Origin of the sequence: Gilliamella sp. wkB72 (assembly GCF_001693745.1) — a bacterium.
In the GTDB taxonomy this organism is placed as follows: domain Bacteria; phylum Pseudomonadota; class Gammaproteobacteria; order Enterobacterales; family Orbaceae; genus Gilliamella; species Gilliamella apicola_E.
In genome coordinates, this window is record NZ_LZEI01000002.1 from 126,684 (window position 1) to 139,461 (window position 12,778).

Here is a 12,778-nt window from a genome sequence, read left to right on the forward strand (position 1 = left end):
GGATGCTTAAGCTATTTTTATCTTCAGCTATAAAAATGTTTTTTTATATGCTAATGCGACCAATGTGGTTATTGCTATTAGTTTCTGTTTCATTAATGAGCTTAGTTTATATTAATGGCACCATCACCAATTTGCCGGTTGCAATTGTTGATCAGGATCATAGCGCTACAAGTCGAAGTTTGATTCGATCTTTAAATACCAGTTCTAAAATCGATGTGCTTACTTATGAAAATTCATTAGAAGCTTATGATGATATTAACAGTCGTAAATTATTTGCGGTATTTACCATTCCAAGAAATTTCGAAAAACGACTTTTAAACGGTGAAGAGGTGACAATTCCTGCTTATGGTGATGCTTCTAGTCGCCTAGCTAATGGTCTAATACAAGTTGATATTAGAGGAATATATCAACAAATATTAACCGAATATAATACGCGGGTAATGCGCAATGCTGGTTTTTCTGATCCGCAGATTAATATCATCTTATCGCCAATAAAAGAGCAAACGATGCCTCTTTATAATGCCGGGATTAGTTTTGCGGCGATAACTTTTCCTGGATTACTTGTCATGTTGTTGCAACACTCCTTTTTGATTGCCTCAACGCGCACCAATATCACCTTGCACTCCTTGCCCCAGGGTAAACCACCAAAGATTGTTATATTCGGAAGTTTATGCGGTCTTATACCAATATGGCTCTTTTTGTCTTTAGTCCTATTTGGATTATGGCCTTGGGTTCTTGGCTATAGGCAATTAGCCAGCATACCCGAAATTATTATTATGACATTTCCGCTATTGTTAGCGGTGTTGGGGTTGAGTAAATTACTCACTGAATGTTTACATCGAACCGAGATGATTTACCTGACTTTAGCCTTTTTGACTACCCCGGTATTTTACCTGTCCGGGACTATATGGCCTCTTGATGCTATGCCGTTATGGGTACAAACGGTATCGCGAATGTTACCATCTACATGGGCAACAAATATGATTGCTGGTGTAAATCAGATGGGGTTAGGTTTGTCAGATAATGTATTTAATATATTTATGATTCTATTTCTCGGAGTCATATATGGTTCGCTAGGCTTTTTTATTGCAGCACTACGCGAAGGAAAGATGAGAAGATATTTCAAAAAAATAAAAAACTTTGTGCGTTCAAATACTAAAAAAGTTAATAATAAACCTTCAATTAGTTAATGCTAAAACGTGAATATACAATCAATAGCTGTTATGATGAATGCTTAAATTTTTCAAATAAATAACGTATGTCCAATAAATATTATCCATGGATTATTAGTTTACGCCCTAAAACGTTAGTATTATCGCTTTCGGCTATTTTGATGGGAAATTCGCTAGCATATTGGCAACGGTCTTTTGACCCATTGATTATGCTACTATCAATCATTACCGCATCGTTATTACAAATTTTATCCAATTTGGCTAATGATTACGGTGATGCAATTAAAGGCAGTGACCAACAAAATTTAACAGGGCATAAACGGGGATTACAGTTAGGTTTAATCACGCTTAATCAACTAAAAATAGCGCTTTGGATTACCGTTTTATTGTGTATTACTTCAGGGCTTGGATTACTTATTTTAGCGTGCAATAACTACCGACAATTACTGATTTTTGTCTTGTTAGGATTATGCTCAATCATTGCAGCAATTACCTATACAATGGGGAAAAAGCCTTATGGTTATATTGGATTAGGCGATTTCTCTGTCCTTATCTTTTTTGGGCTGGTTGGGGTAATTGGCAGTGATTACTTACAGACTAAAGTGTTATCGACACGACTCATCTTACCTGCAATTGCTAGTGGATTATTAGCAGTTGGAGTACTTAATATTAATAATCTGCGCGATTATGAAAGCGATAAACAACATCATAAACGAACATTGATTGTACTAATTGGTAAAACTTACGGTTGTTGTTATCACTTGCTTTTATTAATTTTATCATTGTGTCTATTTAGTTTATTTGCTTACCAAAATCTACATACTTTTTGGAGTGGACTATTTTTATTAACATTGCCACTTTATATAAAACATATCAATTCAGTGTTTAAATTTAAGACGGTTAATGATGCTGCACCATTATTAATACAAATGGTCAAACTTGCTTTATTAACTAATTTACTTTATTGTTTGGGTATTATTTTGAGCTAGCTCACGTTTATTCTAAATTTATATCGTTTTACTTAATGTTAGCGTTATACTAGAATCGAATGAATATTACAGTTAAAGGAGACTCTACCATGGAGTTTGAAACATCAATTCTTTGTGATTACTACCCAGAAGATGTTAATGTCGTAGAACCGATATTTAGTAATTTTGGTGGTGTAGCTTCGTTTTCAGGGCAGGTCGTCACAGTGAAATGTTTTGAGGATAACGGTATATTGTACGAAGTATTACAATCCAATGGGGCAGGTAAAGTATTGGTTATTGATGGTGGTGGTTCTGTGCGCCGAGCATTGATAGATGCGGAATTAATCGATATTGCACTGCAAAACCAATGGGAAGGTATCATCGTTTATGGTGCTGTGCGCCAAGTTGATTATATTGCTGATGCTGAAATTGGTGTTCAAGCACTTGCTGCAATTCCTGTTGGCTCGGATGATCAAGGCGTTGGTGAAATTGATATTCGCGTTAACTTTGGTGGCGTGACTTTCTTCTCTGGTGACTTTATTTATGCGGATAATACCGGCATTATCTTATCTGAAATCGTTCTTGAAGTAGACGACAAATAAATCACTTATTATTTTGATAAGCCGCTGTGGTTTTACAGCGGTTTTTTATGCTCAAAAACCCCGCTCCTCAACTTTTTTTGCGATACAATTTTCTATTTTGTCCGATTACGAATGTAACCACCAGTAACGGTGATAATCAATCCTGCTATCTCCATATCTAATAATTTAATGGTGAGTTCAGGAATGGGTAAATTAACCAGGGCCGCAATTGTATCAACAGGAATGGGTTGATGATGAATAACGGCAAAAATTTCAGGATATAAAACAGTATTATTTTCTTTGTTCTCATTTTCATCATGTCTATTTATTGTTGATAAAAAACCACTATAGTGTTCTAAAATATCAGTTGGCTGAGTAACTAGATAAGCGCCCTGCTTGATTAAATAATGGGTTCCATGACTATTTTGATTATCGATATCTCCTGGTAATGCAAATACATCGCGATTTTGTTCAAGCGCATAACGAGCAGTTATCAGTGATCCACTTTTTTCAGAGGCTTCAATTACAAAGGTTCCTAAACTTAATCCACTGATAATACGATTGCGACGAGGAAAGTATTCTGATCTCGCTTTTTCAAATGGATAAAATTCTGAAATAATTGCCCCATTTTGTTCCAAAATATCATTTGCCAATCGGAGGTTTGAGCGAGGCGAGATATGAGCTAAACCACTACCTAAGACAGCAATAGTATTTCCCGACACTTCAAGTGCACCGCGATGACAAATCGCATCCAAACCCAGAGCTAGTCCGCTAGTGACTGTTAAACCATTAATTGCTAATTCGCCAGCGAAATATCTTCCCCATTGTGCACCATATTCACTAAATTCACGGCTACCAACCATGGCAATTTGTGGTGAATGTAATAATTGCCTATTACCCATAACAAATAACAATAATGGTGGTGAACTAATTTGCTTAAGTAACATTGGATAATCGGAATCACAATAAGCGATCAAATGTTTGGCTGGGTAAGGTGTTGCCAACCAATCGAGTATTGGCTCAAAATGAAGATAAGATGTTTCAAAAAAACGATCTTGGAGTGTTTTGGATAAACCTATTTTTTCCAATAACAGCGATACATCTCTTATTTTATTAGGTAGACCAGCACTAAAATAGTGAGCAATTTGCTCGAAATATCCCTTTCTTTTCTGACCAAGCATTGAAATTCGTAACAAAAACTCATATTTACTCATTACAGTCCTTTTTCCTCTACATTGTTGCTTTGTGCCATATCTAGAAGGATTGATTAGATATATTTTAGTAATAGTCAACTAAATCTATTCATAGGCATAATAAATGTTTACAATGTAGGCGAATTTGAAAAAATACAAAATTGAGGAGTAGATCGAAGAATTTATGGCTATTTTACCGGTATTACGTTTCCCAGACGAACGACTTCGCAAAATTGCAAAGCCTGTCTCTAATTTTACACCAGAGCTACAAAACATTATCGATAACATGACTGAAACCATGTATGCCGAAAATGGTATTGGACTTGCAGCTACACAAGTAGATGTACATGAGCAGATTATTGTGATTGATGTGTCGGAAGATAGAAGCCAACTTTATGTGATTATCAATCCTGAGGTGATAAGCCAAGAAGGTGAAACTGGCATTGAAGAGGGATGTTTGTCGATACCTGACTGCCGTGGATTTGTTCCAAGATCAGAAAAAATCAAAATCAAGGCATTAGATCGTAATGGTAAACCTTATGAAATCGATGCTGATGAACTATTGGCAATTTGTATCCAACATGAAATGGATCACTTAAAAGGTAAACTCTTTGTCGATTATCTCTCGCCATTAAAGCGTCAACGTATTGAGCAAAAGATGAAAAAGCTAGCTCGTGAAGAGCAGAAGAATCGATAAATTAAACCGCCATTAATTTGGCGGTTTTTTATTTAAGCTTTCATTATTTAGCTACAATCACCATAGCAGGTCGGATAAGTCGACCGTTAAGTGTATAGCCTTTTTGGATAGTATTGACGATTTGACCTGATTGGTGTTCTGGTGATTCAACCATACTAATCGCTTGATGTAGATCTGGATTTAATTGTGAATCAGAAGTATTTATCACTTCAATACCAAATTTTTTGACCGTATCTAAAAACGATTTTAATGTTAACTCTAATCCTTCAACAGTTGCTTTATGTTCTGGATTATTTTTATCTGTAGATTCTAATGCGCGCTCAAGATTATCAATTACAGGTAAAAGCTCATTTGAGAATTTCTCAAGAGCATATTTACGTGCTTTATCCACATCTTGCTCAACACGTTTGCGCACGTTATCAATTTCAGCTCGAGCACGAATCATTGCTTCACTCTCATTTTTTTTAGCAATTTCTAATGCTTGTTCAAGTTCAGCAATACGGGTATCTTTGGCCTTTAACTGGTCTTCAACACTTGGTTGAGATGGCGTTTGTTCTTCAGTAGTTTGCTCAGCTGGGACTTCAATGTTTGTTTCATTTTCTGACATATTATTCTCTTGTTCAGTCATACGGTACTCCAAATTTAGTCGAAAACTTAATGAATAACAGTTATTATGGGGGCAATTTTTATTATTACAAGTTTAACGATAAGATGATATCGTGTTTTTTAATCGGTAACTAAAAAATCTTTATATTTAAGTTAAAAAAACAAGGATATTTTATGGGTATACCATTTAAATGTGTTGGTTTGGTTGGGATTCCACGTAAATTAGAGGCGATTGAAACTCATCAGGTTCTATATGACTGGCTAGTTAACTTAGGTATTCAAGTTTTAGTTGAAGATCGGTTAGCGCAGTATATAAAATTTCCTAGTAGTGTATACGCAACTTTAGATACGATTGGTGAGCAAGCCGACTTAGCCATTGTTGTCGGTGGTGATGGTAATATGCTACGTTCGGCACGTCAATTGTCGCACTATAAAATTAAAGTGATTGGAGTAAATCGAGGTAATTTAGGCTTTTTAACCGATATTTCCCATGATCATGTTATTGAGCAATTAACTCCTGTTATCAAAGGGGACTATGATGATGATCCTCGGTTTTTATTGGAAGTGTCTATCTACAGTGATGGTCGGTTAATTAATTCTGGTTTTGCTGTAAATGAAATTGTAGTTACACCTAATACTGTTGCGCATATGATTGATTATGATGTGTATATCAATGAGCGCAATGCATTTTCACAACGAGCTGATGGTTTAATTATTGCAACGCCCACAGGATCGACTGCTTACTCGTTATCAGCTGGTGGGCCAATCCTTGCACCTCATTTAGATGCGTTAATTATCACACCAATGTTTCCACACTCTTTAGCGGTCAGACCATTAGTGATTAAGAGTGATAATCCTATCCATCTTAAATTTCCAACAACAGCTTTGGATCTTAATGTTGCTTGCGATAGCCAAATTATCTTGCCAGTTAAACCAACACAAGAGGTAATTATTCGTCGCTCAGATTATGAGTTTAATTTAATTCACTCTAAGGATTATGATTATTTTAATAATCTTTCAAGCAAACTAGGTTGGTCACAAAAGATGTTTTGAATTTAATCATTATGTTAAGAAAATTATCATTTAAAGGGAAACTATCTTTAAATGATAAATGTTAACACGTAAACAGATAAAGAAGAGAATATGGCGGCGATAACATCGTCGACCATAATACCAAAACCGCCCGGCACACGCTTATCAAACCAACGAATAGGCCAAGGTTTGGCCATATCAAACAATCTAAATGCGACAAAAGCAATCGTCACCCATAGTATTGAAAATTGAGGAATGAAATACAGCGTTATCCACATACCGACAAATTCATCCCAAACAATATGACCCGAATCATGAGTATGGGTATCATCCGACGTTTTTTGGCAAATATAACAACCAAACACAAACGTCACTAAAATAAAAACCCAATATAAAGTAGGTTGTAAACCCAAAAATAAAAGCCACAGTGGTATCGCCATTAATGATCCCATAGTACCAGGCATAATTGGCGATAGCCCACTGCCTAATCCGACCGCTAAAAAATGAATTGGATTTGTGAGTTTTAGGTATTTTTTAAAATCTTTATTGCGCGCTTGTTTCGTCATTCTGATGATAATCGGTTGATAAAATTATGCCGACTTGAGGTCGGCAAAAAATTTGCTTAGCTAGCTTTAGCCAGCACTTATAATATTTAGCTATATTATTAGTCTTTAGCTAAGGTTGCAACCATTACTGCTTTGATCGTGTGCAGGCGATTTTCGGCTTCATCAAAAACGATGCTATGTTTAGATTCAAAGACTTCATTTGTCACTTCTAAACCGTTTTTCAAACCATACTGGGCAGCCATTTGTTGACCTACTGTGGTATTCATATCATGGAAAGCCGGTAAGCAATGCATAAATTTAACATTTGGATTCTCTGTTAATTTAATTACATTTTGATTGACTTGGTATGGGGTTAATAATTTTACTCGCTCATCCCACACTTCTTTCGGTTCGCCCATGGAAACCCATACATCGGTATAAAGAAAATCAACACCTTTCACACCTTCAGCGACATCTTCAGTTAAAACGATTTTAGCGCCTGTTGTTTTAGCTATCTCTTGGCACTTTTGGACAAGCTCTGATTCAGGTTGGCACGCTTTAGGCGCCACTAGTCTGATCTCCATACCCATTAAGGCAGCACCTTCCATTAACGAATTGCCCATGTTATTACGAGCATCGCCTAAATAAGCAAATTTAACGCTATTAAGTGGGCGCTCGCCGATATGCTCTTTCATGGTCATAAAATCTGCTAAAATTTGCGTTGGATGCGCTTCAGTCGTTAAACCATTCCAAACCGGCACACCGGCATATTTTGCCAAAGTTTCAACAATATCTTGCCCATAACCTCGATACTCAATACCGTCATACATGCGTCCGAGCACTCGAGCTGTATCAGCAATCGACTCTTTATGCCCAATTTGGCTACCACTTGGCCCTAGATAGGTGACTTGAGCGCCTTGATCATATGCACCGACTTCAAAAGCACAACGAGTACGGGTTGAATCTTTTTCAAAAATTAAGGCAATATTTTTGCCAACCAAATGTTGTTTTTCGTTACCTTGTTTTTTTGCTTTTTTTAATTCAATAGCAAGCTGAATCAGCTGGTTAATTTCTGCTGGGGTAAAGTCGAGTAAACGTAAAAAATGACGTTGATAAAAACCATACATATTGAGCTCCTGATAGCGGTAAATATTGATACGATTCTATTTGAATAATTATGCAATTTCAAGTTAAACGTTTTAAATTTATAAAATGTCCTTTTTAGTTATTGAATTGTCTAAAAAATTAGATTTTATTATTCAATTATTTTTTATAATAACGCTTTTTTTGTTTAAAAAATTGTAATAAAATGACCAATTAATGAGTTACTGAAAAAGCATTTATGTGAATTATTATTCATAAATAGTGTTTATTTAATCAAAAGGTCTCTTAGCCATGCAAACTTATGCCCTCCTTATATTACAAGACGGTTCACAATTTATCGGTAAATCAATCGGTGCTGATGGAGAAACTGTTGGTGAGGTTGTTTTTAATACCTCAATGACTGGTTATCAAGAAATACTCACCGACCCTTCCTATTGCGAGCAATTGGTCACGTTAACTTATCCCCATATAGGTAATGTCGGTACTAACAATGCCGATGCTGAATCTAATCAAGTTTATGCAAAAGGGCTGATTATTCGTGATTTACCACTATTAGCCAGCAATTATCGCAATGAGCTCGATCTTTCGAGTTATTTAAAACAGCATAATGTTATTGCCATTGCCGATATCGATACTCGCCGTTTAACTCGAATCTTGCGTGAAAAAGGGGCTCAGCATGGTGTGATTATCACGGCAAACGATAGAGAAACTTTACTTGAAAAAGCCGATACCGCTAAACAAATGGCGATCGATTTTAAAGGATTATCCGGACTGGACTTAGCCCAAAAAGTCACCTGCACAAAAAGCTATTTGTGGACACAAGGTGTATGGACAAGAGAGCAAGAACAGCCAGCGGCAAAAAACGCTTTGCCTTATCATGTTGTGGCTTATGATTTTGGCGTAAAACGTAATATCTTACGGATGTTAGTTGAACGGGGTTGTAAATTGACCATTGTTCCGGCCAAAACCTCTGCGCAGGAGGTATTAGCATTAAATCCTGACGGTATATTCCTATCAAATGGTCCCGGTGATCCGGCACCTTGTACTTATGCCATTGATGCCATTAAACAGTTTTTAGCCACTGACATACCGATATTTGGTATCTGTTTAGGGCATCAACTGTTAGCGTTGGCTTGTGGTGCAAAAACCATAAAAATGAAATTTGGGCATCATGGTGGTAATCATCCGGTTAAGGATCTTGAAAATAATCGAGTCATGATTACCGCCCAAAATCATGGTTTTGCCGTTGATGAAATGAGTTTACCGACTCACTTACGTGTGACGCATAAATCACTGTTCGACGGTTCGCTACAAGGTATTCATCATAATCAAAAATCCGCTTTTAGCTTTCAAGGTCACCCCGAAGCGAGTCCCGGGCCTCACGATGCCGCCCCACTGTTTGATCACTTTATCGAATTAATTAAAATTTATAAGCAGGAGCAATAACATGCCTAAGCGAACAGATATTAATAGCATTCTCATTATTGGCGCTGGCCCAATTGTTATTGGTCAAGCCTGTGAATTTGATTATTCCGGTGCTCAAGCTTGTAAGGCTCTGCGTGAAGAAGGTTATCGGGTTATTTTAGTCAATTCTAACCCTGCCACCATTATGACCGATCCGGAAATGGCGGATGCAACCTATATTGAGCCTATTGATTGGACAACGGTGAGTAAAATTATTGAACAAGAAAGACCCGATGCCATTTTGCCCACCATGGGCGGACAAACAGCTCTCAATTGTGCCTTAGAACTGGATAAAAGAGGCATTTTAAAACAATTTAATGTCGAAATGATCGGCGCTACCGCTGATGCAATTGATAAAGCTGAAGATCGCAAACGTTTTGATCAAGCTATGAAAAAAATTGGTCTTGATACCGCCCGTTCTGGCATTGCTCACTCATTAAAAGAGGCTTATGCGGTACTTGAACAAGTTGGCTTTCCTTGCATTATCCGCCCTTCTTTTACTATGGGGGGAACCGGTGGCGGGATTGCTTATAACACTCAAGAATTTGATGAAATTTGTACCCGAGGACTTGATCTGTCACCCACCAATGAACTCCTCATTGATGAGTCATTAATTGGTTGGAAAGAGTACGAAATGGAGGTGGTACGAGATAAAAATGATAACTGCATCATCGTCTGTTCGATTGAAAATGTTGACCCTATGGGCATTCATACCGGGGATTCCATTACCGTTGCGCCAGCTCAAACACTAACGGATAAAGAGTATCAAATCATGCGTAACGCATCGATAGCGGTACTTCGTGAAATTGGCGTTGAAACAGGTGGTTCGAATGTACAATTTTCGGTTGATCCTAAAACCGGACGCTTGATTGTGATTGAAATGAATCCAAGGGTATCACGTTCATCAGCATTAGCATCTAAAGCAACCGGTTTTCCAATCGCAAAAATTGCGGCCAAACTTGCGGTTGGCTATACCCTTGATGAGCTATCTAATGATATTACCGGAGGTAAAACGCCAGCGTCATTTGAGCCTTCGATCGACTATGTGGTGACAAAAATACCCCGCTTTAATTTCGAAAAGTTTGCTGGGTGTAATGATCGTCTAACAACCCAAATGAAATCAGTGGGTGAAGTGATGGCTATTGGGCGGACTTTTCAAGAATCATTGCAAAAAGCGCTACGAGGGCTTGAAGTCGGTGCCTGTGGTTTTGATCCGAAAATTGACAATTATGATGATGAAAAAAATCTCAGCAAAATACGTTATGAACTGCAAGAAGCGGGCGCTGAACGAATTTGGTATATTGCTGATGCTTTTCGAGCCGGCTTTAGTTTAGATGAAATTTTCACATTAACGAATATCGATCGCTGGTTTTTAGTGCAAATTGAAGAACTTATCAGCCTTGAAAACCAACTAAAATCGCAATCATTAGCTAGCCTGAATTCAGAATCATTATGGCAACTTAAGCGTAAAGGTTTTTCAGATTTACGTATTGCTAAACTGCTTAATGTTGAAGAACAAGACGTTCGTGATCGACGAAACCAATACGATATTCATCCTGTATATAAACGAGTTGATACCTGCGCAGCAGAGTTCTCGACCGATACAGCTTATCTTTACTCAACCTATGAACAAGAGTGCGAAGCTAAACCACAATTCATTCGCCCTAAGATTATGATATTAGGCGGTGGACCGAATCGAATTGGACAAGGTATTGAGTTTGATTACTGTTGTGTACATGCAGCGCTGGCGCTCCGTGAAGACGGTTATGAAACAATTATGGTTAACTGTAATCCGGAAACGGTATCTACCGATTATGATACCTCAGATCGACTCTACTTTGAGCCAGTCACACTGGAAGATGTGCTTGAAATTGCTCATGTGGAAAAACCAAATGGCGTAATCGTACAATACGGCGGGCAAACACCATTAAAATTAGCCAGAGCGCTTGAAGTCGCTGGGCTACCGATTATTGGTACCTCGCCAGATGCGATAGATCAAGCTGAAGATCGCAAACGTTTTCAGTCGATTGTCGATAAGTTAAAGTTAAAACAGCCAGTTAATGCAACGGTTACCGATATTGAAGATGCGGTGATTAAAGCCGAACAAATTGGCTATCCATTAGTGGTCAGACCGTCTTATGTGCTTGGTGGTCGAGCAATGGAAATTGTGTATAACGAGCAAGATTTAAGACGTTATTTTAAAACCGCAGTCAGTGAATCGAATAATGCTCCAGTACTACTTGATCACTTTTTAGATGATGCTATTGAAGTTGATATTGATGTGATTGCCGACGGCGAGCAAATCGTAATTGGCGGCATTATGGAGCATATTGAACAAGCGGGAATTCACTCGGGTGATTCTGCTTGTTCATTACCAACATATACTTTAAGCCCGGAAATTTTAGACCAATTGCGCAAGCAAGCTAAACAGTTAGCGTTAGAACTTAATGTAAAAGGGCTTATGAATGGGCAATTTGCCATCAAAGATAACCAAATTTATTTGATTGAAATCAACCCTCGAGCCGCTCGCACCGTGCCATTTGTGTCGAAAGCTACCAGTTTGCCATTAGCGAAAATTGCTGCACGAGTTATGACAGGGCAATCACTGGCTAAACAAAATATCACCAAAGAAGTCATACCGCCTTATTACTCAGTGAAAGAGGTGGTATTACCGTTTAATAAATTTAGTGGCGTGGACCCAATTTTGGGGCCTGAAATGCGTTCAACCGGTGAAGTGATGGGAATTGGTAAAACCTTTGCCGAAGCCTTTGCCAAAGCACAACTTGGAAGCTTATCAAGTATGAAAAAATCGGGAAAAGCTTTGTTATCTGTTCGTGATCAAGACAAAACTCGCTTGTTAGCGATCGCTAAACGATTAATTGCGCATGGTTTTAGTATTGATGCTACTTTGGGCACCGCTAAGGCATTACAACAAGCAGGCATACCCTGCCAAATCGTCAAAAAAGAGAACGAAGGACGCCCCAATATTCATGACCATATTAAAAATGGCGAATATAGCTATATTCTCAATACCACATCTGGACGGCCTGCTATTGAGGCATCGAAAATCCTACGCCGTAGTGCTATTCAATATAAAGTTCATTACGATACCACGATGAATGCGGCCTATGCCACAACGTCGGCGCTTGATTATGATCCAGCTCATAGCGTGAAACCATTACAGGCACTTTATCAATAGAGACGAGTAAGGCTCGTCTCTTTTCACTAATCTGGTTTACGGTGTTGTACAAATAAGATCTCTTATTCACCTGAAAAAATATTTCTTTTTCCTTTGAACTATTTTATCTAATTAGGAGAGTTTGAGCATAATCAACGATAATTAATGTAAAAAATATTGAGGAGTGTATACCATTTCGTATAAAAATCGTCCTTATTTGTTAAGGAATGTGTAAAAA

The 12,778-nt window shown here is 37.7% G+C and carries 11 protein-coding genes; 7 read left to right on the plus strand and 4 right to left on the minus strand.

The window, feature by feature from the left end; translation table 11 throughout:
- The first annotated feature begins 2 nt into the window (after window positions 1-2).
- From A9G07_RS00995 to rraA, 3 genes are all read left to right on the plus strand, one after another.
- Window positions 3-1,190, plus strand: coding sequence for an ABC transporter permease (locus A9G07_RS00995; protein WP_065733674.1), 1,188 nt, complete (start codon window positions 3-5; stop codon window positions 1,188-1,190).
- A gap of 68 nt (window positions 1,191-1,258) precedes the next feature.
- Window positions 1,259-2,161: a 1,4-dihydroxy-2-naphthoate polyprenyltransferase gene (locus tag A9G07_RS01000; protein ID WP_065733675.1), complete on the plus strand. Its 903-nt coding sequence runs from the start codon at window positions 1,259-1,261 to the stop codon at window positions 2,159-2,161.
- Window positions 2,162-2,250: 89 nt separating this feature from the next.
- The gene (gene rraA, locus A9G07_RS01005; protein ID WP_065733676.1) at window positions 2,251-2,742 is read left to right on the plus strand and encodes a ribonuclease E activity regulator RraA; all 492 of its coding nucleotides are present in this window, start codon (window positions 2,251-2,253) and stop codon (window positions 2,740-2,742) included.
- A gap of 92 nt (window positions 2,743-2,834) precedes the next feature.
- On the opposite strand, the gene dprA is transcribed toward rraA, so the two are convergent.
- Window positions 2,835-3,935: a DNA-processing protein DprA gene (dprA, locus tag A9G07_RS01010; RefSeq protein WP_081303313.1), complete on the minus strand. Its 1,101-nt coding sequence runs from the start codon at window positions 3,933-3,935 to the stop codon at window positions 2,835-2,837.
- 163 nt (window positions 3,936-4,098) lie between these two features.
- Between dprA and def the strand changes: the two genes are divergently transcribed.
- A complete protein-coding gene (def, locus tag A9G07_RS01015; protein ID WP_065562719.1) occupies window positions 4,099-4,611 on the plus strand; it encodes a peptide deformylase in 513 nt (170 codons plus the stop codon).
- A 43-nt stretch (window positions 4,612-4,654) separates the two neighbouring features.
- Here the strand turns inward: def and grpE are convergent, their stop codons facing one another.
- Window positions 4,655-5,239: a nucleotide exchange factor GrpE gene (gene grpE / locus A9G07_RS01020; RefSeq protein WP_065733677.1), complete on the minus strand. Its 585-nt coding sequence runs from the start codon at window positions 5,237-5,239 to the stop codon at window positions 4,655-4,657.
- Window positions 5,240-5,391: 152 nt separating this feature from the next.
- Between grpE and nadK the strand changes: the two genes are divergently transcribed.
- On the plus strand, window positions 5,392-6,270 hold the full coding sequence (nadK, locus tag A9G07_RS01025; protein WP_065733678.1) for an NAD(+) kinase: 879 nt from the start codon (window positions 5,392-5,394) through the stop codon (window positions 6,268-6,270).
- Window positions 6,271-6,317: 47 nt separating this feature from the next.
- Here nadK and A9G07_RS01030 read toward each other — a convergent pair whose 3' ends face one another.
- Window positions 6,318-6,815: a phosphatidylglycerophosphatase A family protein gene (locus A9G07_RS01030; protein WP_065733679.1), complete on the minus strand. Its 498-nt coding sequence runs from the start codon at window positions 6,813-6,815 to the stop codon at window positions 6,318-6,320.
- A gap of 98 nt (window positions 6,816-6,913) precedes the next feature.
- Window positions 6,914-7,921 (minus strand): ornithine carbamoyltransferase, encoded by a 1,008-nt coding sequence (argF, locus tag A9G07_RS01035; protein ID WP_065733680.1) that lies wholly within the window; start codon window positions 7,919-7,921, stop codon window positions 6,914-6,916.
- A gap of 268 nt (window positions 7,922-8,189) precedes the next feature.
- Here argF and carA point away from each other — a divergent pair, with 268 nt between their 5' ends.
- Both carA and carB read left to right on the plus strand, forming a co-directional pair.
- Window positions 8,190-9,344, plus strand: coding sequence for a glutamine-hydrolyzing carbamoyl-phosphate synthase small subunit (carA, locus tag A9G07_RS01040; RefSeq protein ID WP_065733681.1), 1,155 nt, complete (start codon window positions 8,190-8,192; stop codon window positions 9,342-9,344).
- A gap of 1 nt (window position 9,345) precedes the next feature.
- Window positions 9,346-12,561 carry a carbamoyl-phosphate synthase large subunit gene (gene carB / locus A9G07_RS01045; protein WP_065733682.1) on the plus strand — a complete coding sequence of 1,072 codons (3,216 nt, stop codon included), beginning with the start codon at window positions 9,346-9,348 and terminating at the stop codon, window positions 12,559-12,561.
- Window positions 12,562-12,778: the final 217 nt, after the last annotated feature.